16 protein-coding genes and 2 pseudogenes are annotated in these 21,535 nt (G+C 73.0%); 9 read left to right on the top strand and 9 right to left on the bottom strand.

Features of this window, described 5'->3' with window-relative positions; all coding sequences use genetic code 11:
- Positions 1 to 36: 36 nt before the first annotated feature.
- Positions 37 to 429 (bottom strand): hypothetical protein, encoded by a 393-nt coding sequence (locus tag ACH4E7_RS29800; protein ID WP_396252173.1) that lies wholly within the window; start codon positions 427 to 429, stop codon positions 37 to 39.
- Positions 430 to 713: 284 nt separating this feature from the next.
- On the opposite strand from ACH4E7_RS29800, the gene ACH4E7_RS29795 reads away from it, so the two are divergent.
- Both ACH4E7_RS29795 and ACH4E7_RS29790 read left to right on the top strand, forming a co-directional pair.
- A complete protein-coding gene (locus tag ACH4E7_RS29795) occupies positions 714 to 1,733 on the top strand; it encodes a LacI family DNA-binding transcriptional regulator (protein WP_396252172.1) in 1,020 nt (339 codons plus the stop codon).
- A 42-nt stretch (positions 1,734 to 1,775) separates the two neighbouring features.
- Positions 1,776 to 4,175, top strand: a complete 2,400-nt coding sequence (locus ACH4E7_RS29790; RefSeq protein ID WP_396252171.1) for a glycosyl hydrolase family 95 catalytic domain-containing protein — start codon at positions 1,776 to 1,778, stop codon at positions 4,173 to 4,175.
- Here ACH4E7_RS29790 and ACH4E7_RS29785 read toward each other — a convergent pair.
- A pseudogene (locus ACH4E7_RS29785) lies at positions 4,154 to 4,285 on the bottom strand (30S ribosomal protein S14); the annotation flags it as partial. The gene ACH4E7_RS29790 and the pseudogene ACH4E7_RS29785 sit on opposite strands and share 22 nt — an antisense overlap.
- Positions 4,286 to 4,627: 342 nt before the next feature.
- Between ACH4E7_RS29785 and ACH4E7_RS29780 the strand changes: the two are divergent.
- The 4 genes and pseudogenes from ACH4E7_RS29780 (at position 4,628) to ACH4E7_RS29765 (ending at position 7,673) form a co-directional block, all read left to right on the top strand.
- Entirely contained in the window at positions 4,628 to 5,050 is a 423-nt protein-coding gene (locus ACH4E7_RS29780; RefSeq protein WP_396252169.1) for an acyl-CoA thioesterase, read from the top strand.
- A gap of 180 nt (positions 5,051 to 5,230) precedes the next feature.
- The gene (locus ACH4E7_RS29775; RefSeq protein ID WP_396252167.1) at positions 5,231 to 6,463 is read left to right on the top strand and encodes a hypothetical protein; all 1,233 of its coding nucleotides are present in this window, start codon (positions 5,231 to 5,233) and stop codon (positions 6,461 to 6,463) included.
- Between the two features lie 230 nt (positions 6,464 to 6,693).
- Positions 6,694 to 7,125 (top strand): annotated as a pseudogene (locus ACH4E7_RS29770) (gamma-glutamyltransferase); the annotation flags it as partial.
- Between the two features lie 146 nt (positions 7,126 to 7,271).
- Positions 7,272 to 7,673, top strand: coding sequence for a YccF domain-containing protein (locus ACH4E7_RS29765; protein ID WP_396252166.1), 402 nt, complete (start codon positions 7,272 to 7,274; stop codon positions 7,671 to 7,673).
- A 199-nt stretch (positions 7,674 to 7,872) separates the two neighbouring features.
- On the opposite strand, the gene ACH4E7_RS29760 is transcribed toward ACH4E7_RS29765, so the two are convergent.
- The 7 genes from ACH4E7_RS29760 to ACH4E7_RS29730 all read right to left on the bottom strand — a co-directional run bounded on the left by ACH4E7_RS29760 (position 7,873) and on the right by ACH4E7_RS29730 (position 18,322).
- Positions 7,873 to 9,504: an AMP-binding protein gene (locus ACH4E7_RS29760; protein ID WP_396252164.1), complete on the bottom strand. Its 1,632-nt coding sequence runs from the start codon at positions 9,502 to 9,504 to the stop codon at positions 7,873 to 7,875.
- 139 nt (positions 9,505 to 9,643) lie between these two features.
- Positions 9,644 to 9,895, bottom strand: coding sequence for a chaplin family protein (locus tag ACH4E7_RS29755; protein WP_396252163.1), 252 nt, complete (start codon positions 9,893 to 9,895; stop codon positions 9,644 to 9,646).
- 98 nt (positions 9,896 to 9,993) lie between these two features.
- Positions 9,994 to 10,305, bottom strand: a complete 312-nt coding sequence (locus tag ACH4E7_RS29750; protein ID WP_396252161.1) for a hypothetical protein — start codon at positions 10,303 to 10,305, stop codon at positions 9,994 to 9,996.
- Entirely contained in the window at positions 10,302 to 12,872 is a 2,571-nt protein-coding gene (locus ACH4E7_RS29745; protein WP_396252159.1) for an Hsp70 family protein, read from the bottom strand. Before ACH4E7_RS29745 ends, ACH4E7_RS29750 begins: the two co-directional genes overlap by 4 nt.
- 31 nt (positions 12,873 to 12,903) lie before the next feature.
- On the bottom strand, positions 12,904 to 13,647 hold the full coding sequence (locus tag ACH4E7_RS29740; RefSeq protein ID WP_396252158.1) for a nucleotide exchange factor GrpE: 744 nt from the start codon (positions 13,645 to 13,647) through the stop codon (positions 12,904 to 12,906).
- Positions 13,644 to 14,069, bottom strand: a complete 426-nt coding sequence (locus ACH4E7_RS29735) for a hypothetical protein (RefSeq protein ID WP_396252157.1) — start codon at positions 14,067 to 14,069, stop codon at positions 13,644 to 13,646. Before ACH4E7_RS29735 ends, ACH4E7_RS29740 begins: the two co-directional genes overlap by 4 nt.
- Before the next feature lie 161 nt (positions 14,070 to 14,230).
- Positions 14,231 to 18,322: a hypothetical protein gene (locus ACH4E7_RS29730; protein ID WP_396252155.1), complete on the bottom strand. Its 4,092-nt coding sequence runs from the start codon at positions 18,320 to 18,322 to the stop codon at positions 14,231 to 14,233.
- 284 nt (positions 18,323 to 18,606) lie between these two features.
- On the opposite strand from ACH4E7_RS29730, the gene ACH4E7_RS29725 reads away from it, so the two are divergent.
- From ACH4E7_RS29725 to ACH4E7_RS29715, 3 genes are all read left to right on the top strand, one after another.
- A complete protein-coding gene (locus tag ACH4E7_RS29725) occupies positions 18,607 to 19,248 on the top strand; it encodes a helix-turn-helix domain-containing protein (protein WP_396252185.1) in 642 nt (213 codons plus the stop codon).
- Positions 19,146 to 19,604 carry an RNA-guided endonuclease InsQ/TnpB family protein gene (locus ACH4E7_RS29720; RefSeq protein ID WP_396252154.1) on the top strand — a complete coding sequence of 153 codons (459 nt, stop codon included), beginning with the start codon at positions 19,146 to 19,148 and terminating at the stop codon, positions 19,602 to 19,604. Before ACH4E7_RS29725 ends, ACH4E7_RS29720 begins: the two co-directional genes overlap by 103 nt.
- 71 nt (positions 19,605 to 19,675) lie before the next feature.
- On the top strand, positions 19,676 to 21,490 hold the full coding sequence (locus tag ACH4E7_RS29715; protein ID WP_396252152.1) for a protein kinase: 1,815 nt from the start codon (positions 19,676 to 19,678) through the stop codon (positions 21,488 to 21,490).
- Positions 21,491 to 21,535: the final 45 nt, after the last annotated feature.

Here is a 21,535-nt window from a genome sequence, read left to right as displayed (position 1 = left end):
AAGACCCGCACCCTCTACGACGAGGCCACCGCCTGGTCACACCACGCAACCCTCCCAGCCACAGCTTGACACCGCTACGGCATGGGATGTCTGACCTGCCGCGGCGGTGGTGCCGTAGACCTTGTCGTCGGACTCGTCCCACAGGTCCGGTGCCTGGTTCGCCGCGATCGCCGGGCCGATCTTCTTGGCGATGTCCCGGCCGGCCCAGGTGACGTCCACCTTGGCGCCGGTGGCGGCGGTGAAGTCGTCGATCGCGGTCTTCAGAACCTTGGCCTGCGGCTCGTCGGCACGCCACATCGACCAGTAGGTGAAGCTGCCCGAGGCCTTCCCGCCGCCCCCCGAGCCCCCGCAGGCGCTCACGCCGAGCGCGAGTGCGACGGCGGTGGCCGCGCCGAGGACGCGACGTGCGGACATGGTCGTTCTACCCATGGGTGGTTCCTCTCGGAGGCGCGATATCCCGTGCGGACGGGTCGTCAGCCGGGGCCCGAAGGACGGGGGGAAGCGCTGGATGGCTGGGACGATACGGGCGGGTTGACCGGTAAATCAAGAGCCCTTGCGAAATCCCGTTCCGTCGCGCAGCACGCGGTCGCCGCTCGCACGACGGATCCTCAAGTCACTGATGCAGATGCCGTTTCGAGCGGCTTGACGACCATTCACCGATGCCCTACGTTTCACCGGAAGAAAGTTGACCGGTAAATTCGAAGGATCCAGCCATGGTGACGATGCAGGACGTGGCCGAGCGTGCCGGGGTCACGAAGCAGACCGTCTCCAACGTCATCCGGGGTCGGGGAGCCGTGAGCCCGGCGACCGCCGCCCGGGTGCGCGCCGCGATCGAGGACCTGGGGTACACCCCCAACCTGGTCGCGCGCTCCCTCGCCACCGGCGCCACCAGGACGGTGGGCCTGTTCGTCCCCACCGTGACGGGCTCCTTCTACGCCGACATCGTCGAGGAGGTCGAGGACGTCCTCGACGCGAACGGCTACCACCTGCTGCTCTGCACCACCCGGCTCGACGGCGAGCGCGCCAAGCGGCACCTGGCCGGGCTGACCAGCCGCTCGGTGGACGCGCTGCTGATCGCCGGGGACCGGGACCTGATCGACCATCTGCCGCTGCTGGCGGAGGCCGCCTTCCCGGTGGCCCTGTGCGCGTGGGAGACCGACGCCCCCGACCGCTTCCCGGTCGTGACCATCGACTACGAGCGGGCGGGCTTCCTGGCCGGGCGCCACCTGCGCGCGCTCGGGCACGAACGCGTCGCCGTACTCGCCAGCCCCGACCACGCCCCCCGGGTGGCGGGCTTCCGGCGTGCCTTCACCGCCGACGGCCTCGCCGTTCCCGACGGCGCCGTCCACCTGGCATCCGAGCCCACCCCTGCGGGCGGCTTCGCGGCGGCGACGGCGGCGCTGACGGCCGCCCCGGGGACCACCGCGCTCTTCGCCACGCACGACGTCCTCGCCCTGGGCGCCCTGGAGGCCGCCCGGGCCGCGGGCCGCTCCGTCCCGCACGACCTGTCGATCGTCGGACACGACGACAACCCCGAGGTGGGCGTGGCCCGGCCGGCCCTCACCAGCGTGGCCATCCCCAAGCGGGAAATGGCCCGCGAGGCGGTCGAGCTGCTGCTGCGCGCCCTCACCAAGTCGGGGGTCCCGACCAACTCGATGCACCTGCTGCGCCCCGAGCTGGTCGTCCGGGACAGCACCGCGCCGGTCGGCGACACTCCGGCCGATGGGCCGTGACAGCCGGGCGCGCTCCTCCGACTCCCTGAAAGGGCGATCCACGTGTCGACGGACTCAGTCTCCGGCCCCGACCTCCTCCGGTACCGCGGGCCGGCCACCTCCTTCCTGGAGGCCCTGCCCCTGGGCAACGGGCGCCTCGGCGCGCTGCTCCACGGCGGCACCGATCGGTCCGGCGCGGCGGAAACCATCCACCTCAACGCCGACACCCTGTGGTCCGGCGGCCCCGGCCCGCGCGACCGCAGCGGCGCGGCGGACCACCTCACGACGCTGCGCACCGCGGTCCTGAGCGATCGCGACTACGCCCGCGCGGAAGCGGTCGCCACCCGCATGCAGGGACCGTACTCGCAGGCCTACCAGCCGCTCGCCACACTCCATCTGGAGCTCGGCGACGGGACGGTGGACGACTACCTGCGCACACTGGACCTCGACAAGGCGGTCCACCGGGTCTCGTACCGGACCGGCGACACGGAGACACTGCGCGAGTCCTTCGTCTCCGCGCCGGCCGACGTCCTCGCCACCAGGATCACATCCTCCGTACCCGGGCGGATCGATCTCACCGCCCGGTTCAGCACACCGCACCCCGACCCCCGCCACGACCGCGCGGGCGCGGACGGACTGGTCGTCTCCGGCCGGGCCCCCGCTCACGTGGCGTTCGGCGAGGAGGACCCGGTGCGCTACCGGTCCGGCGAGGGCATGGGCTTCGCGGCCGGCCTGCGGGTGATCGCCACCGGCGGCCTCGTCGAACGGGACCGGGACGCGGTTCGGGTGACCGGCGCCGACGAGGTGCTGCTCCTGGCAGCCGTCGAGACCGGCTACCGCGGGCCCGCCGAGGTTCCCGCCGGCCCCGACGACGGGCCGGTCGAGCGCCTCGGAAAGCGCCTGGACCGGGCCCGCACCCAGCCCTACGAGCAGCTGATCGCCGATCACCTCGCCGACCACCGGCGGCTCTTCCGCACCACGACGCTACGGCTCGGCGACGGCCCACCGAGCGAGCTGCCCACCGACGAACGGCTCGCCGCCGTACGGGCCGGTAGCGCCGACCCTGGCCTGGCCGCCCTCCAATTCGCCTACGGCCGCTACCTCTTGATCGCTTCCTCACGCCCGGGAACCCAGCCGGCCACCTTGCAGGGGATCTGGAACACCGAGACCGCACCGCCCTGGAACTCGAACTGGACCACCAACATCAACCTGCAGATGAACTACTGGCACGCCGAGACCACCGGACTCTCGCCCTGCCACGAACCGCTCTTCGACCTGATCGCCGACCTGGCCCGGACCGGCGCCCGGACCGCCGACGCCTACTACGGCACCGGCGGCTGGACCGTCCACCACAACGTGGACCTGTGGCGCTGCGCCAACCCCGTCTCCGGCTCGCCCTCCTGGGCGAACTGGCCGATGGCCGGCGCCTGGCTGTGCGCGCACCTGTGGGAGCACCACCTCTTCACCGGGGACCGCGACTTCCTGGCCGAACGCGCGTACCCGCTGATGCGCGGCGCCGCGCGCTTCCTGCTGGGCTTCCTCACCGAGGACAGGGACGGCCGGCTGGTCACCTGCCCGTCCACCTCCCCCGAGCACCGCTTCCGGCTGCCCGACGGCACTCTCGCCGCCGTCTCCGCGGCGGCCACCATGGACCACTGGCTGACCGCCGAGCTGTTCACCGCCACCGCCCGTGCCGCCCGCCTCCTCGGGGTGGATGCCGACCTGGCCGAGGAGTTGGACGCGGCCCGCGGCCGACTGCGCCCACCGCCGACGGGCGAGGACGGGCGCCTGCTCGAGTGGTGGGAGGACCTCCCCGAGGAGGACCCCGGCCACCGCCATCTGTCCCACCTCTACGGCCTGTACCCCGGCAGCGCCATCGACCCGCTCACCGACCCGGCGGCCGCCGAGTCCGCACGGCTCGCCCTGGCCCGCCGCCTCGACCACGGCGGCGGATCCACCGGCTGGAGCCTGGCCTGGGTGACCGCACTCGCCGCCCGCCTCGGCGACGCCGACCTCGCCCACCGCGGCGTGCGCGGCCTGCTGACCGACTACTCCGCCCCCAACCTCCTCGGCCTGCACCCGCCGGCCCTCTTCCAGATTGACGGCAACTTCGGCGCCACCGCCGCCATCACCGAGATGCTGCTGCAGAGCCACAACGGCGTGCTGCGCCTGCTCCCCGCCCTGCCCGAGGCCTGGCCCGCCGGCCGGGTCCAGGGGCTACGCGCGCGCGGCGGGCTCACCGTCGACCTCCGATGGGACCACGGCCGCCTGACCGAGGCAACCGTGCACAGCACCCGCCCACAGAGCCTCGACCTGCTCCTCCCCACCGGCACGCCGGAGCCCACAGTGACCGACCCGGCCGGCAGACCCGCCGCCGCGACGCTCACCCCCACCCCCGCCGGACCGCGCCTGGCCATCCGGCTCGGCCAGGAGGGAACCCACCGGATCCGCACACCCGACTGAGCGGGCCCGGGCGCCGCGTCCCCGGGGCGGCCGTCGACCGCGTCGCGGTTGCGGACCCGGGTGGCGCTGGCGTCGCGCGGCTGACGCTGCAGCTCGGTAGCTCGCTGGGCTCATAACCCAGGGGCGCAGCTGCATTCGTCATCCGTGTCAGTATGCGCCTGGTCCGACGTGGCAGAGCCGTTCGAGGTTCGAAATTTTTCCTGCTTCCAGATCTTGGCCATCTCCCCCGGATCAGGCCTGGGCCTGCCACAGTGATTCAAGTTGCAGTTTTGGTTCCCATGAACTCTGTGTGCGCCTGCTGGTTCCGACGCAGGCGCATTTTTGTTTCCCGGCTCTTCCACGGGTGGGTCATCATCGCGGCGGCGCGAAGCCCGCGAGGCGCGGGTTTCGGACAGTCCCCTGCCGAACTCTCCCGCAGCACGGCCGACTCCGCCGTCACCCTCGCCCACATCATGAGCGAGCACGACACCAACCTCTACGGCACCGTCCACGGTGGCGTGGTCATGAAACTCATCGACGACGCCGCAGCGGCGGCCGCAGGCCGCCACGCCGGCGTGCCCGCCGTCACCGTCTCCGTCGAGGAGATGACCTTCCTCGCCCCCGTCCGGGCCGGCGACCTGCTCACCGTCCGAGCCCAGGTCGACCACACCGGCCGTACCTCCATGGACGTCAGCGTCATCGTCACCGCCGAACGCTGGAACCTCACCGGCCCCGTCACCCGCGCCGCCACCGCCCACCTCGTCTTCGTCGCCATCGACGCCGACGGCCAACCCCACCGCGTCCCAGCCCTCCACCCGGCCTCCCCTGTCGACCGTCTCCGTCAACGCCAGGCCCAGGCACGACGCGCGGACCGCTCCGCTCACACCAACGAGTGACGGTCCGAGGGGGAAGGGCCGCCAGACCAGCCCTTCCCCCTTGGCCGCGGACCGCACCGCCAGGGCGCCTGGCGCTTCCGCAGCGCACGCCACCGCGACCCATGCTCACCACAACTGGCGGTCCGTCACAATGAGGTGGCGCCGGGCGGCGCACGAAAAACACCCGGGAGGTGTGGCTTCATGACCCGCTACTGCGTCGACCCAGCCCGATCCGAGCTGATCGCCAACTGGGGAACAGGCCAGAGCGACCTCGCGACCCGCCTCGCCGACCTCCCGGCAGGCACGGACACCGCGGCGCTCCAACAACTGGCCCGCGCCCTCACCCACCTTTCGGAAGCCGCCTGGCACACCTACACCCACCCTGCCAGCGCCGCCGACTCCCTGGAGCCCAACAGCGAGGGCTGGCGACGCGAGCAGGAACGCCAAGCCTTCAGCGAGGTCACCAAGGCGATTTCCCAACCGAACCTGCCGGAAGGCGGCTCGGTGATCGTCTCCTACAGCGCTCTGCTCGAGTCCGCCCACCAGGTCGGCCGCGCCCTGCACGCCCTCAACGACCCGGACCTCACCAAGGCTGTGCTCGCCGAGGCCGCAACCGAACTCGCCGCCGTCGAGAACGCCAAGCTCGGGGACCTCACCGGCCGCGCGCAGCAGGCCGTGCTGCTCAGCCGCGAGGACGCCTCCCCCGTCCAGGTCGCCGCCGCCGACCGGCTTCTCGAACAGGACCCCTTCGGACCGCCAACGCTGTTCACGGACATCGACCCCACCGCCGCTTCGGTCGCAGCCGCACACTGGCTCGCCGCCGCAACCGAGGTCGCCGCCGACGCCTCCGGCCAGAACCCCACCGCGGTCGTCCTCGAAGCGGACGACATCGAGGCCCTCCCCCACGAAACGCCCACCCTCGTCCTGGAACTCCTGGACTCCGGCGCCTCCCCGCGCGAGGCCGTCACCACCCTCGTCCGCCACGCCATGCACGTGGCCGATGGCGTCCTGCCCGACCCCACCGCGCTGCGCGAGCAACTCGACGACTTCGAGGAGACCCTCGCCGAGTACCCGGGTGATGACGAGCCGGACATCGAGGAAGTCGCCCTGCGCCTGACCCCGCTCGACCCCAAGCGCCCGGCCCGCGAGCTCCTCGAAGACCTCCTCGCCGGCATCCACGGCTGCTGGCTCCTCCACAGCGAGTACGACGAACTCGACGACGAGGAACGCGAGGCCGGGGACCTTGCCGCAGGGGCCAGCCCGGGGTGCTGCCGTGTCGGTGGTTGCCGCTCGACGGTGGCTGATCGGTGGGTTCGTGGTGCCCCTGGTCTTAGCCGCGAAGCTTCTGTCAGACGCGCGCGGGGATTGCTACGCCACGCCCCGCCTGGTTGTGCGCCGTACGTCGGCCCCGCAAGAGTGGCCCTGCACCCGTGAGCCCCTCCCGGCGATGAGCGCCATTTGCGGGCCCGAGCCGATCGACAACCTCGCCCGCGTCCACAGCCTCGTCGGCCATCACCAGCGCGGCCACCAAACCTCCTTGACGTCTACCCAGCTGTCACTACCTCAACTGCGACCATCCTCGACGGCATCACGGGCCCGGCAGAGCCGACAGAGTGGGCGAGCAGCGTTCCGAAGTGCGGGCGTAACTGTGGCGGCTCCGCCAGCCCAGTGTCCCCGACCCCAACCTGCCCGGGCCCGGCAAGCGTCCGCGCTCCTCGATGTCGCCCACCATCGTGCTGCGCGACGGCGAGCCGCTGCTCGCCACTGGCAGCCCCGGCGGCGCGACCATCACCACCACCTTCCAGGTGCTGCTCGGCCGCCTCGACCGCGGCCTGAGCCTGGTGCAGGCCATCGCCGCGCCGCGCGCCACCCAGCGCAACACCGCCACCGCCCAGGCCGAGTCCGGCTTCCTGGCGCTGCCGAAGCGGACTCGCCCTGGAGATCCTCGGGCACAGGTTCGCCGATGGTGGCGAGATCGGCGCCGCCACCGGAGTCGAACGGCTGCTGGATGGCCGCTGGGTGGCCGCTGGGTGGCCGCTGCAGCACCCGTGCAGCGCGGCGGCGGCGCGGCCGCCGTGATCAGGCCCGCGCCGTGAGGCCGGTCCCGGCCTCACCGATCCTCTGGCTCCGCGAAGCTGCCAGATGATTATTTGTCAGACAAGCCTTAGGGCGTAGACACACTCGGCAGCGGGCATGGCAACGGTCGTAGTGCAACGCCATCAGCCGTGAGAAGGTACCGGGCATGAGTGCAGTGAAATTCATTCTAAATATCATCTGGCTGCTTTTCTGTGGAATTTGGATGGCGCTGGCCTATGCTGTCGCCGGAATTATCTGTTGCCTGCTTGTAATTACCATCCCATTTGGTATTGCGTCGTTCCGCCTCGCGGGCTTCATCCTGTGGCCGTTCGGACGGACGGCGGTGGAGCGGCCCGACGCCGGGGCGGCGTCGTGCGTCGGCAACGTCATCTGGCTGGTCTTCGCGGGGTGGTGGCTGGCGCTCGGGCACCTGATCACCAGCATCCCGCTGTTCCTATCGATCATCGGGATCCCCTTCGGCTGGGCCAACCTCAAGATGATCCCGGTCTCGCTGACGCCCCTCGGCCGCGAGATCGTCCCCACCGACCAGGAGTGGGGCGCCCGATAGACCCCCGGCACCACCGACGGCCGGCGAGGCTCCCCACCCCGCCGGCCGTCAGTTTTCCGCTGCTCAGGGTCGCGTCAGCGTCAGCCGGAAGCGGAGTGGAGAAAGTGCGCGATGCTGAGCGTCCGGACATGATCCCGTTCGGCATCGCCGCGTTCCGGATCGCCGGCTTCATGCCGTGGCCGTTCGGGCACTGCGGGTGTCAGAGGCCGAGGAGGCGAACGGCCGTCTCGCGCATCTCGACCTTGCGGATCTTGCCGGTGACGGTCATCGGGAACTCGTCGACCACGTGCACGTAGCGCGGGATCTTGACGTGGGCGAGCCGTCCGGTGCAGTAGTCCCGCACGGCCTCGGCGGTGAGCGGCTCGGCGCCGTCCCGCATCCGGATCCAGGCCATCAGCTCCTCTCCGTACTTGGCGTCGGGGACGCCGATCACCTGGACGTCGAGGATGTCCGGGTGGGCGTAGAGGAACTCCTCGATCTCGCGCGGGTAGAGGTTCTCCCCGCCGCGGATCACCATGTCCTTGATCCGCCCGGTGATCGCCAGGTAGCCGTCCCGGTCCATCACGGCGAGGTCGCCGGTGTGCATCCAGCGGGCCGCGTCGACGGCCTCGGCGGTGCGCTCGGGCTCGTTCCAGTAGCCGAGCATGACGGAGTAGCCACGGGTGCACAGTTCGCCGGGCTCGCCGCGCGGGACGGTACGGCCGGTGGCCGGGTCGACCACCTTGACCTCCAGGTGCGGGCCGACCCGGCCGACCGTGGAGACCCGGCGCTCGACCGAGTCGTCGGTGCGGGTCTGGGTGGAGACCGGCGAGGTTTCCGTCATGCCGTAGCAGATGGAGACCTCGGCCATGCCCATCCGGTCGATGACCTCCTTCATCACCTCGGTCGGGCAGGGCGATCCGGCCATGATGCCGGTGCGCAGGCCGCTGAGGTCGTAGCGGGCGAAGTCCGGGTCGGCGAGTTCGGCAATGAACATGGTCGGCACGCCGTACAGGGAGGTGCAGCGCTCGGCGGCGACGGCGGCCAGGGTGGCGCCGGGCTCGAAGGAGGGGGCCGGGATGACCATGCAGGCGCCGTGGGAGGTGGCGGCGAGGTTGCCCATCACCATGCCGAAGCAGTGGTAGAAGGGCACCGGGATGCAGATCCGGTCCTGCTCGGTGTAGTTGAGCAGCTCGCCGACGAAGTAGCCGTTGTTGAGGATGTTGTGGTGGGAGAGGGTCGCGCCCTTGGGGAAGCCCGTGGTGCCCGAGGTGTACTGGATGTTGATCGGGTCGTCGGGGGTCAACTCGCCCTGACGCTCGACGAGTAGATCCGGGTCGGCCTCCCGGCCGGCCGCCAGCAGCGCGTCCCAGGCGGGGCTGCCGAGCAGCACCACCCGCTCCAGGTCGTGGCAGTTCGGCCGGACTTCCTCGATCATCGCGGCGTAGTCCGAGGTCTTGAAGCGCTCGGCCGCGACCAGCAGCCGGATCCCGGCCTGGTTCAGCACGTACTCCAACTCGTGCGAGCGGTAGGCCGGGTTGACGGTGACCAGGATCGCGCCGAGCTTGGCGGTGGCGTACTGGGTGAGCGTCCACTCGGCGCAGTTGGGGGCCCAGATGCCGACCCGGTCGCCCTTGGCGATCCCGAGCTCCAGCAGGCCGAGCGCCAGCGCGTCGACGTCGGCGCCGAGTTGGGCGTACGTCCAGCGGCGGGCGGTGGGGCGGTCGACCAGGGCGTCGCGCCCGGGGAAGGCGCGTACCGCGCGGTCGAGGTTCTCCCCGATGGTGTCGCCGAGCAGCGGGACGTCCGAGGTGCCGGAGGCGTAGCTGCGCTGGGCGGGCGTGGTCGGCACGGGCTGGCTCCAGGGTGCGGCGGTGCGGGACGGGGACCATGGTCGCCGGTCCCGGGCCGGCACCGCCACCCCCGAACGGGGGTGCGGACACGGTGCTGGGGCCGCCCGTCGGCTCCGACGGACGGCCCCGGCGCTGCTGTCACCCGATGATGCAGACGGTGTTCCCCCCCTGGGCAGCGGCCCCGCCCAGGAAGGCGATCGCGTTGCCGCAGATGTTGTTCTCGAAGTTGATCGGGATCTGGGTCAGGTTGCCGGAGAGGAAACCGGGCGAATTGGTGGCGATACCGGTCGCGGTCGCGCCGGGGGCGCCGCCGGCGGCGGCGGTGCCGGCACCGGCCAGGACGGCGACAGCGGCGAGCGCGGTGGCGGCGAGGGTGGTGCGAATACGCATTGCGTCACTCCTTGTGAGGGCGGCGAAAAACCGTGTGACGATCACACTCTGTCCGATCTCACGCGACCCAGGGCCCGAAATATCGGGATTGCTACGTCCTAGGGCGTGTCGCCCTCCCTCTGCGGGAGGACGGCGCCCGGAGAGCCGACCACGCCCAGTGATTCCATCAGTTCCCGGGCCGGTTCCAGCCCGGGCTCGGCCTCCAGGGCGCGGTGCAGCAGCCCGAGCCCGAGCGCCGCGTCCCCGGCCGCCAGCGCCTCCAGCGCCCGGTTGTAATCGATCCGACCGGCGTAACGCAGCCGGAACAGCACGCCCAGGTCCTCCCGACAGGACGGGCAGCCCAGCGACTGCCGGTCCGCCGGGACCCTGCAGAGCGGGCACAGGACCTCGGGAAGGCTCACGGTGCTCATCGCGGACCGGCCTCCTCCGGGCGGACCGGGCCGAGCGACTCGGCGGCCGGCTCGCTGCCGAGTTCCCGCTCCGCCTGCGCGTACAGCGCCAGCAGGTTCGACATGTGGGTGTTGACCGCCTCCATGTTGGGCGCCTCCACCGCCTCGTCCAGCCCGCGCAGCTCCGCCATGATCCGCTGCGCCAGCGCCGGCGAGACCATGTTCTGGTTGACGTAGACGTTGCACATGGTGAGCATCCGGAAGGTGTGCCCGAGCGAGTCGCACAGGTCGTCCGCCTTCTGGGCCGCGCGCATCGCGCCCTCCCAGTCGGCGGCCTCCCGGCGCAGCCGCAGCTCGGCGGCCACCGAGCGCAGCCGGTCCAGGTCGCTCGGGTCCAGGTGCTTCTCGCAGTAGTGGATGAACAGGCTCAGGTACGCCTCCGAGCCGCGCACCCAGCGCTGGGCCTTGAGCTGGCGCTGTGCCCGTTCCAGCGCCTCGTCCACCGACTGGCCGCGGGTCTGCCCGGCTGCCAGGTCGTCCAGGGTGTCCATCAGTCGCTGCGCCTCGCGCCTCTCGGCCTCGGTGAGCTCGCCGCCCCAGCGGTCGGTGAAGGTCTCGATCTGCCGCTGCTGCTCCTCGACCTGCACCTTCAGCTCGGGGTCCAGGGTGACCCGCTCCAGCTTCACGGTCTTCTCGCCGCCGCCCTGGATCCGCACCGACAGGGTGATGGTGCGGTCCCGGTCCAGGCCGAAGGAGACCTCCACCGGGGTACGGCCGCCGAGCCCCTCGGGCAGCCGCAGGGTGAGGTGGCCGATCAGCTCGTTCTGCTGGGCGATCTCGTGCTCGCCCTCGTAGACCGCGACCTCCAACCGCTGGCGGCCGCTGCCGGAGACCACGAACTCCCGGCTGACCGGCGAACTGGTCGGGTAGCTGGTGTTCTTGGGGATGATGACGGCGAGGCGGCCGTCGTTGAGCTCGATGCCGAGGTTCTTCGGGGTGATGTCGAAGGGGTTGGTGACCTGCATCAACTCGCCGCAACTGGTGCAGACTTCGCTGCCGGGCGGGTTGACCGTGCTGCAGGAGGCGCAGCGCAGGCCGACGTCCTCGGCAGCGGTGGAGGCCACCCTGGTCTGGCCGGGCGCGGCCGAGTTGAGCGGCTCGCCGCACAGCTCGCAGGCGGTCACACCGGGCGCCGAAGGGGTCCCACAGCGCGGGCAGTTGTCGCTGCGCACCACGGTGGCGGCCTGCGACTGCTTCGGGATGGTCGACCCGGAGGCGGCCGAACCGGCCATGTCCTGGCCACACTTGGGGCAGGCGGCGGCCTCGGTGTCCACCGGGATGTGGCAGGTCGGGCAGGAGACCCGGTCACCGCCGAGCAGGGAGGTGGCGCAGTTGGCGCAGTTGGAGGCGGACAGGTCGCCGGGGGCCCGGCACTCGGGGCACTCCACCTCGCCGACCAGGGCGGACTGCACGGCCGCGCCGAGCGCCACGCACTGCATCGGGTTGACTCCGCGCTTGATCCGGCGGGTGCCGAACACCTCGCCGAGCCGCCGGACGACCAGCGGGATCGAGGTCGAGCCGCCGACCAGCACCACCTCGTCGATGTCCCCGACGGTCAGGTTGGCCTGCATGATGGCCTTGTGGGTCAGCTCGATGGTCCGCTCGATCTGGGCCTCGATCAGCTCCTCGAAGCGGGCGCGCTCGAACTCCGTCTCCAGCACCAGCTGTCCGGCGCCCAGGCCCGGCAGGATGACCTCGGAGGACTCCTGGTTGGACAGCTCGATCTTGACGGCCTCGGCCGTGGAGGCGATCTTCGGGCGGTCGCGCAGGTCGGGCTGGTAGTCCGAGCCGTACTCCTCGCGGATGTCCTCCAGCAGCGAGGTGGTGATCGCGCGGTCGAAGTCGTCGCCGCCGAGCAGGTTGTCGCCCTCGATACCGAGCACCGAGACCGAGCCGGGCACCAGCAGCAGGATGGAGATGTCGAAGGTGCCGCCGCCGAGGTCGTAGACCAGGACCGTCCGGCCCTCGTCGCCGGCGTCGGTGGAGTGCCCGTACGCGAGTGAGGCGGCGGTCGGCTCGTTGATGATCCGCAGCACGTGCAGGCCGGCCATCCGGCCCGCCTCCTGGGTGGCCGCGACCTGCCGCTCGCCGAAGTACGCGGGGACGGTGATGACGGCCCGGTGGAGCGGCTCGCCAAGGCGCTGCTCGGCGTCCTCCTTCAGCCGGTGCAGGATGATCGCGGAGATCTCGATCGGGGTGTAGGAGCGGCCGTTGAACCAGACGTTGACGTCGCCGTCGGTACCCGCGGTGACCTTGTAGTCGACCTCCTTGAGGGCCGCCTGCACCTGCGGGTCCTTGAACTTGCGGCCCATGAAGCGCTTGACCGAGCGGATCACGTTGGCGCCGTCGATGGCGATCCGGCTGCGCGCGGTGGAGCCCACCAGCAGCTCGCCCTTGCGGCCGCTGCCGACCACGGAGGGCGTGGCCTCCTGGTTCTGCCGGTTGAAGATGATCTCCGGCTCGCCCCGGCGCAGGTGGGCCACCACGGAGTTGGTGGTGCCCAGGTCGATGCCGAGTGTGCGGTACATGTCGTTCCCCTCTTGCCCCTCGTGGTCCTGGCTACTTCTTGCGCTTGCCGCGCTTGCCCGGCTTGCCCGCGGTCCTGGCGTGCCGACGGACCCGGGGCGGGACCGGCCTGGCCTGGGCTTCGACGGCATCCGGGTCGACGGTCACCGGTTCGACGGAATCCGGTCCGAGGGCCGACGGTTCAACGGCGTCCGCCGCTACGGCCGACGGCTCGACGGTCTCCGGCCCCTCGGGCTCGGGCCCCTCGGGCCTGAGCTCCGCGATCCGGGGATCCTCGACCGGCGCCAGCGCCGACTCCGGTGCGGCGACCACCACTTGGGCCCGCCGCAACACCTCCTGGTCCCAGAAGAACCCGGTCACCACCGTCTGCACCACCGTCTCCGGCGCCACCCCCGGCCGCACCTCGATGCCGACGATCTCGGTCAGCGCCGGGTCCGCCGCCAGCCCCTCCAGCCGCATCGGCCGCACCCCGGCCTTGGCGAGCCGGCCGAGCAGCCGTCGGCGGGTGGCCTCGATGCCCGCGCCGCGCCCGAGCGCCACCAGCTCGCGGTCCAGGCCGAGGGCGGCGAGCGCGTCGTCCACCTCGACCAGGACGCCCAGCAGTTCGCGCTGCTCGGCCCGGGCGGCCTGCTTCTGCTCCGCTAGCTTGCTGCCCAACAGCGAAGCGCGGAACAGCAGTTGGCTGAACTTGGCATCGAGGTCGACGGACTCGACACCGGGCGGGACCTCCAGCCGCTGGTGGCCGTCGTACAGGGATGCGGTCGGTGTGTCGGTCACTCCGGAACCTCGATCTGCGGCAGCACGGACAGGTCGGCCGCGTAGCGGGCGGGTACGGGCGGCTCGGGGTCGACCCCGGCGGGTGCGGGCTCGGCGAAGTCGGCGGCCAACTCGGCGCGGTGCAGGGCCAGCAGGGCGGGGGCGGGCGGCAGCGGCGGGCGCTCGATCACCAGCAGCGGTTCGACGAGCGCGGGTGCGAGCAACTCGGCGGCCCGGTCGACCGGCTCGGGCGGAAACGGCTGCTGGAGGTCCACCTCCAGCCGGCGGTCCGGGTTGCGCAGCAGCGCGGCGGCGTCCTGGATCTGCTGGCGGGTGAACCGGCCCTCCTTCAGCGCCTTCCCGACCGAGAGGTTGATCTCGCGTACCCCGGCCGTGAGCGGGATGCCCAGGACCTCGTACGGCGACGGTTCGTGCAGTGGCATGGCGGGTGGTCTCTCTCCTCACGGCTCGGAACTCACGGCTTGGAACTCACGGCTTGGAACTCACGGCTCGGAACTGACGATTCGGAACTCACGACGACCGGACCACCCGCGACGGCCGGGCGCACGGTCTACGACGACGGCAACTGCCGTGCGGTTGCCGGTCAGCGGAGCATGGCGATGCGCACCGCCAGGGCACGCAGCTCGTCGTCGTCCGGATTGTGCTCGACAGCCTGACGGACCAGCTGCCGGGCCTCCCGGTACTGGCGCGCGTTGGCCCGGGCGACGGCGTAGGAGCTGTAGACGACGCCGAGTTCGCTGTGCAGCTTTGCGCTGTCCTCCGGGGTGCGGGACAGCCCGAGTGCCTCCTCCAGCAGCCGGATCGCCTCGTCGTAACGGCGGCGCTCGTAGTGGCCGATCGCCTCGCCGCGCCAGACGCTGACCATCAGCCGGCGGATGTCCGCCGAGTCGTCGTAGGAGTGGGCCTTCTGCAGCATCGCGGCCTGGGCGGTGAAGGGGCTGTCCTGCATGTTGTCGATGACGTGGTTGGCGAGCAGCACCGCGACCCGGCGCGGGGCCTCGTGGGTGACGTCGCCGTCCCACTCCGGGTCGGCTCGCAGTGCCTCGGCCATCAGCTCGACGGCGGAGGCGCGGTCGTCGGCGAAGGCGGCCGAGCGCGAGAGCTGGCGCATGACGAAGGCGAGGCCGAGCCGGTGCTCCGGGTCGGGGCTGAGTTCGATCAGCCGGTCCCACATTTCGGCGGCCTCCATCAGCTCCTCGTCGGAGGCGTCGGGGCGGCTGAGCTGGCCGGCCCGGTTGCCGAGGGCGGCCTGCAGGAAGTGCTTGGCGGTCGGGTCGCCGGGGACGAGGTCGAGGCTCTTCTGCAGCAGCGCGAGGGCGCGCGGGTAGTCCTTCTCCTCGTTGTTGATCTTGCGGGCCCACTGGGCGTAGGTGGCGCCGAGGTCGCCGCGCACCTCGCGGTCGTCCGGGGCCAGCGCGAAGGCCTTCTCCAGCAGCGCGGCGGCCGCGGCCTGGTCGTCGTCGCTGCTCTTGAGCTGGGCGCGGGCGGCCCGGACGCCGGACTCGGCGGCGATCCTGGCGGCGTCGGCGGGCAGCTCGATTCCGGGGACGGTCCGGGCGCGGGTGAGGCAGTCCAGGGCCTCGCGCCAGTCCTGGTTGCGGTGGTGCTCTCGGGCCTGGCTGAGCAGGGACTCGCCGAGCAGCGTCTGCCAGCCCTCGCCGCGCTCGTTCTCGGCGACCGCATCCAGGGCGGCGACGGCGGCGGCCTGGCGGCCTTGGAGGCTCAGGTAGCGCTGCGGGCCGAGCTCGCCGAACAGGCCGAGGGCCCGGGTGAGCGAGGGCGCGTCGGGGCCCGCCGGGCGCCGCCAGGCCCGTACGGCCTGCTCGAAGGCTGCGGCCCAGGCGGCGGGTTCGGGCTCGGCGCGGAGCAGCCGGTCGAGGGTCGGGCCGACGGCGAGGCGGCGGGCGGGGCGGCCGGGCAGGGTGATCCGGACGTCTTCCCGCTCGAAGGCGGCGGCGGCGTGGGTCTCCATGCCCAGGCGCAGGGTCCAGGCGGTGACCTCGTCGCCGGTGCGTCCGGCGGCCCGGTCGAGGGCGCGCAGGTCCTCCCGGAGGCGGTCGGTGAGCGCGGTCCGGGCGGCGGCCGTCCGCTGCGGCTCGGCCTGGCGGCCGGTGATCCGGGCGGACTCGGCCCACAGCTCGCTCTGGTGCAGGGCCGCGACCAGGCAACCGAGCGTCCAGGCCCAGACGTCCTGGTCGTCGACGGTGACGGCCAGCCGGTAGCCGGAGAGGCCGAGGGCGTGCAGCAGCCGGGGGTGGGCCGGGTCCTTGAGCAGCAGCGCGCGGTAGGCCCGGTAGGCCTCGTGGTGGCGGCCCTCGACGGCGTGCTGGTGGGCCTCGTGCTCGCCGAGCAGGACCAGCGCGTCGGCCGCCTGCGGGTGGCCGGGGGCGAGGGTGAGGGCCTGGCGCAGGTCGCCGGCGGCCCGTCCGGGCTGCCCGGCGGCGAGCGCGGCGCCGGCCCGGCGGACCAGGACGGCGGCCCGGGCGGCGCCGGCGTCCTCCGGCAGGTCGGCCAACGCCTCGTCGAGACGGCCGAGTTCGGCGCGCAGCAGGGCGAGGTCGAGCCGCAGCGGCGCGGCGGCGGCGCTGTCGCCGAGCGCCTCGGCCCAGGCGGCGAGGACGGGTTCGGCCTGTTCGGGGGTGCCGGCCCGGCGGGCGCAGTCCAGGACGGCGCGCAGAGCGGGGCCGGTGCAGCGGACGCAGCGCGGGGAGGCGGCCCCGGCGGGGGCGTGCAGGTGGGCGGCGCAGGCCTCGCGGCCGCAGCCGCCGCAGGCGCCGGTGGCGGGGCGGGCGCAGACGGCGCAGTCGCCGGTGGGCTGCGCTGGAGCCGTCATGGGAGCGGTCAGGAAGTGGCGGTACCAGTCCAGCGCGGTCGCCCAGTTGCCGGCCCGTTCGGCGAGCAGGGCGCGCAGCCGGGCGAGCGCCGGGTCGCCGGCCGGGTCGGGGTCGAGCGGGGCGAGCAGGGCGATGGTCGGGACCGGACGGCCCGCCAGCAACGAGACGGCCGCCAGGTGGTAGCGGTCGCGCAGCCCGGCGCCGGCGTCCAGCAGGGCGGTGACCCGCTCGGGCGCGCCCTCGGTCAGGGCGAGGGCGGCGCGCAGCCGGGCCTGCCGGTGGGTGAGGGCGCCGGGCAGGGTGTCGGCCAGGGCGAGCGCGGCGGCGGCCCGTTGCCGGGCCTCGGGGTGGTCGCGGCCGGTGATCAGCAGGTGGGCGGCCTCGCGCAGGGCGGCCTCGCGCAAGGCGGACCGGTAGCCGGGGGCGGTGGGGTGTTCGGCGGCGGCCCGCTGCCACAGTTCGCGGGCGGCGACCGGGTCGGCGGCCAGCCGGGTGCGGGCGAGCCGGTCGCGGGCCAAGGCCTGGCGTTCGCGCAGCTCGGGGTCGTCCAGCTGCTCCCAGCGGGCGAGGGCGCCGGCCTGGTCGTCGGTGCGGGCGAGGGCCAGGCCGAGGTGGAAGGCGGCGATCCGGCTCCAGCGGAAGTCCGGTTCGGTGTCGGCCTCGGCGCGCAGGATCGGCTCGGCCTCGGCGGCCTGCCCGGCGGCGACCAGGGCGGCGCCGAGCCGGACCCGGGCGGCGCGCCAGTCGGGGGCCTGGCCGAGGCCGGCCCGGTAGTCGGCGGCGGCCTCGGCGGGGCGCTGGGCCCGTTCGTGGACCAGGGCGAGGCCGAACCGGGCCGGGGCGAAGGAGGGTTGGACGGTCAGGGCGGCGGTGAACTGCTCCCGGGCCTGGTCGTCGGCGCCGAGCAGCAGGGCGAGTCGGCCGAGGGCGTAGCGCGGGCGCGGGTCGCCCGGGGTCTCCCCGGCGGCGGCCGCGAGGTCGGCCCAGGCGGCGTCGGTGGCGCCGAGCCGCTGGCGGGCCAGGCCGCGGAAGAGCAGGCTGTCGGTGCGCAGTGCCGGACCGCGCCCCCAGGGGGAGGGCTCGCCGGGGCCGCGGCGCAGTGCCTCGTCGAAGGCGGCGACGGCGGGTTCGTCCCGGTGCAGGGTGAACAGCTGGGCGCCCCAGCGGAACCAGAGTTCGCCGCTGCCGCCGGGGGCGGCCGCGGCGAGCAGGGGTTCGGTCTCGGCGGCCCGGCCGGTGGCGCGCAGCAGGGCGGCCCGGGCGAGCACCGGCCAGTCCCGGCCGGGCAGGGCGGCGAGGGCGCGGGCGGTGGCGTGGTCGCGCTGGTCGGTGCCGCCCTCGCGGCAGAGCTGCTGCAGCCAGTGCTGGGTGCGGGCGGCGGCCTCGGCCTCCTCGCCGGGGTCGGCGCCGGCGGCGGTGGCCTGGAGGAAGGCGAGCAGCGGTCCGAGGTCGCCGTCGGGGGCCTGCATCCGTTCCTCGGCGAGGCGGCGCAGGCTCCAGCGGGGCAGCTGCCGGGCCGGGTCGGTGAGCAGCGGGAACGCCTCGCGGTGGAGGGCGAGGGTGGCCTGCTGGTCGCCGGTCGGGATGGTGGCCTCGGCTTGGCCGAGCAGGGCGAGGCCGCGCTGGGGGCGCAGTTCCTGGGGCCCGGTGGCGAGTCGGCGGGCCAGCCGGGCGTAGCGGCGGCGGGCCTGGGGGGCCTTGCCGGCGGCGAGTTGTGCGGCGGCGGCGGCGAGGGCCTTGGCAACGCCCGTGGCGTCCAGGGCCGTTCGCCTGCGCGCCAGCACGACGGCCGACACCCCGGCCAGTGCCACCACGATCAGCAGCACCGCGATCAGCAGCATGCACCGTCCCCCTGTTGGTCAACAGCCGTCCGTGTCATGATCAACAACCCCTGGAAGATCATGAGTTGACGTTATTTCATGATGTTGCTCGGGCGCCCATCAGAATAGGCCCTCCTCGGGGCGGCCGAACAGGAACCCGGACTATCCTGGGCAGCGCGCGAGCTGCGCGACAGCCGCGTGTCCACAGGGGTGGTGAAGCGCCAGGGGAGGTGATCACCGCTGCCACTTCTCTAGGCGAGTCTCAGCGAATCGGTCGTTTCGACTGATTGTCAGTGCTGTCCGGTATGGTCCGGGGTGTTGCCGATCTGGCTCTGGCTGGGGGGGTCGTGCGGAAGTTTGAGGAGCGTCCTGGGTTCGTGGTCCAGGCCTACCGTTTCGCGCTCGACCCGAACGCCGAGCAGGACGGTCGGTTGCGGTCGCATTGCGGTGCCGCTCGCGCTGCGCACAACTGGGCGGCGTCTTGGGTCAAGGCGTCGTGGTGTCAGCGGAGGGCGGAAGAGTCCTATGGCATCCCCGAGGCCGAGCTGACCGCGTGGCGGCCATGGTCGTCGCCCGCTCTGCGAAAGGTGTTCAACGAGGCCAAGAAGACCGACCCTCGCTTCGCCGACTGGTGGGAAGAGAACTCCAAGGAGGCGTACTCAACCGGTCTGGCGAACGCCGCCACCGCGTTCGACGATTATGCGAAGTCCAAGCGCGGCCGGCGCAAGGGCAGGCTGGTGGGGATGCCGCGCCAACCTGCGCACCGACGCCCCGCACAAGCTCACCCACCAGCATCACGCGCGAGTACGGCACCGTCGTCGTCGAAGACCTCAACGTGGCCGGGATGCTCCGCAACGGCCGACTGGCCCGGAAGATCCAGGATGCCGGGTTCGGCGAGATCCGCCGACAGATCACCTACAAGACCGACTGGGCCGGTGGCCGCGTGATCGTCGAGGGCCGCTGGTACCCGTCCAGCAAGACCTGCTCGACGTGCAAGGCAGTGAAAGCCAAGCTGCCCCTGCATGTCCGAGTGTTCACCTGCGACGCCTGCAGCCTGGTCATCGGCCGGGACGAGAACGCGGCCCGCAACCTCGCCGACCTCGCGTCGGCCGGCATCACGGGTACCGGAGTGGCCGGAGACCCGGACGCGCAAGCGTCGAAACCGCGTGGAGCCGACCGGAAGACCCGCGCCACCCGCACCTGCCGCACGGCGGGTGCGGGGCGGGCAGGTGGCGTAGTGCCGCAGCAGCGGAAGGAAGCGCGAGACCGTCATCAGGACACCACGGCACTCACGTTGTGGTGACACCGTTACGGACCATTCCGTCCGAAAGGTCGGGATTGCTGATATTCGACTACAGAATCAGGAACGGTCGCGTGTCCGAGTCTCGTTGGGTGCCCGGGCTCCGCTTCGGGCCCGAGTTCGACCCCGAGCAGTACGAACTCCTGGAGTTCCACCACCGGGGCGGCGAGGCCGAGGTGTGGCGTGCGGTGCGCACCGGCCACAACGGGATCAGGGAACTGGTCGCCGCGAAGATCATGCTGGAGCGCGACCCCTCCGAGGTGCGGCGCTGGCTGGGGCGTTGGGACGACGTCTCGCACAACGCCCACCGGCTCGGTGTCACCGACCTGGTGGTGCCCAGCTTCCTGCTCGGCCCCTCCCCGCACCGGCCCGGAACGGTGCCCTCCGGCGGGCTGTTGGGCTATCAGATCTCACCCTGGGTCGACGGCGTGCCGCTGCACACCTGGGCGCGCGGCCAGCGCGGCGGCCCGTCGGCGGTGGCCGAGGTGCTGGCGCGGCTGTGCCGGATCGTCGACGAGCTGCACCGCAAGCGCTGGGTGCACCGGGACATCTCCCCCGCCAACGTGCTGGTGGACTCCCAGGGCCAGGTCAAGCTGATCGACCTGACCTTCCTCGCCCCGCTCGACCACACCCTGACCGTCGCGGTGTTCACCCCCGGGCACGTCCCGCCGGAGGCCGAGCAGGTCGGCGGCTTCCCCACCACCGCCAAGGACCTCTTCGCGGTCGGCACCCTGGCCCGCACCCTGCTGCTGCCCGACCACGGCCGGCTCGACCACCGGCTCGCCGCCGAGCAGGCTCGCGCCGAACTGCTGGCGGCCGGCTACGGCGAGGAGTTGGCCCGCTGGGCCTGCGAGCCGCTGGCCCGCGAGCCCGACCGCCGCCCCGCCCCGCTCGGCCCCTGGGTCTCCCGCGGCCGCGAACTCCTGCGCGCCCACCGCCCGGTGGCGCGCACCGCGGACCTGGCCGTCCTGCCGGACCGGGCCGGCCGGCCGCTGGTGGTCACCGGCGGCGCCGACGGCACCGCGCTGGCCGGACCGGGCCAAACCGACCAGCGGCTGCCCGCCGGCCAGGGCCCCGGCGCGGTACGGGACTTGACGGCCGGCTGGGCCGGACGCCAGGGCGAGCTGGTGGTCTGCGCCGAGGACCGGACCGGCACCCTCTGGGTCGGCACCGCGACCGGCTGGTGGGAGGCGGCGCGCGGGGTCAGCGGACTGGCCGGGGCGGTCAACTCGGCCGGGGAGCTGACGGTGTGGACCGCGGCCGGCGGCGCGCTGCGCTCGTACCGCTGGGCCCCCGGCCTCACCCTCACCGGTCAGGAGCACCCCGGCTGCCCCGCCGACCGGGTGCTCGCCGCCGAGGAGGAACGCCCCGGCGCGTGGCTGGTCCTGGTCGAGCACCACGAGCGGGTGCTCAGCTGGCGGCCCGGCTCCGTCCAGCCGCCCGTCCCGCTCGGCCCGCCTGGCGCCCTGCGCGCCGGGGCGCTGGCCCGTACCTCCGCCGGACCGCAGGCGGCCACCCTGCGGGCGGACGGCTCCGTCCAGCTGCACACCCTCGGCGCGGCGACCTCGCCGGCGACCACGCCCTTGCCCGCGCCCACGGAGATCGGCGACGGGGAACCCGCCCTCGGCATCGCCATGGCCGGCCACCGCGGCGGGCCCACCATCGCCCTGGCCGGCGCGGGCGGCGTACGGCTGCGGCTGCCGGCCGGCGGGGCCTCACGGCGGCCGCGCTGGTGGCGGCCGACGCTGCGCCCGGCCACCCGGGTCGCGCTCACCGTGGGCGACGACTGGCGGCTCTGCCTGGCGGCCGTGGTGGAGGGCGAGTTGCAGGTGTGGCAGGAGGACGCGGCCTACCGCTGGCAGGCGGTGGAGCTGCCGGAGGAACCGTGATCCGCGAGAACGTGTGCCGGGCCGTGGCCTTCGGCACCGGCCGGC

It is taken from the genome of Kitasatospora sp. NPDC018058 (genome assembly GCF_044327205.1).
Classification (GTDB): domain Bacteria; phylum Actinomycetota; class Actinomycetes; order Streptomycetales; family Streptomycetaceae; genus Kitasatospora.
Note: the sequence above shows the minus strand (reverse complement) of the source record. Positions and strands in the feature narration are given on the sequence as shown.

Bases quoted from the DNA above. Each gene is read 5' to 3' on its own strand.
- ACH4E7_RS29745 (WP_396252159.1), bottom strand. From the start codon at position 12,872: ATGTACCGCACACTCGGCATCGACCTGGGCACCACCAACTCCGTGGTG.
- ACH4E7_RS29750 (WP_396252161.1), bottom strand. From the start codon at position 10,305: ATGAGCACCGTGAGCCTTCCCGAGGTCCTGTGCCCGCTCTGCAGGGTC.
- ACH4E7_RS29720 (WP_396252154.1), top strand. From the start codon at position 19,146: ATGCTCCGCAACGGCCGACTGGCCCGGAAGATCCAGGATGCCGGGTTC.
- ACH4E7_RS29730 (WP_396252155.1), bottom strand. From the start codon at position 18,322: ATGCTGCTGATCGCGGTGCTGCTGATCGTGGTGGCACTGGCCGGGGTG.
- ACH4E7_RS29725 (WP_396252185.1), top strand. From the start codon at position 18,607: ATGGTCCGGGGTGTTGCCGATCTGGCTCTGGCTGGGGGGGTCGTGCGG.
- ACH4E7_RS29795 (WP_396252172.1), top strand. From the start codon at position 714: ATGGTGACGATGCAGGACGTGGCCGAGCGTGCCGGGGTCACGAAGCAG.
- ACH4E7_RS29800 (WP_396252173.1), bottom strand. From the start codon at position 429: ATGGGTAGAACGACCATGTCCGCACGTCGCGTCCTCGGCGCGGCCACC.
- ACH4E7_RS29780 (WP_396252169.1), top strand. From the start codon at position 4,628: ATGAGCGAGCACGACACCAACCTCTACGGCACCGTCCACGGTGGCGTG.
- ACH4E7_RS29755 (WP_396252163.1), bottom strand. From the start codon at position 9,895: ATGCGTATTCGCACCACCCTCGCCGCCACCGCGCTCGCCGCTGTCGCC.
- ACH4E7_RS29775 (WP_396252167.1), top strand. From the start codon at position 5,231: ATGACCCGCTACTGCGTCGACCCAGCCCGATCCGAGCTGATCGCCAAC.
- ACH4E7_RS29735 (WP_396252157.1), bottom strand. From the start codon at position 14,069: ATGCCACTGCACGAACCGTCGCCGTACGAGGTCCTGGGCATCCCGCTC.
- ACH4E7_RS29765 (WP_396252166.1), top strand. From the start codon at position 7,272: ATGAGTGCAGTGAAATTCATTCTAAATATCATCTGGCTGCTTTTCTGT.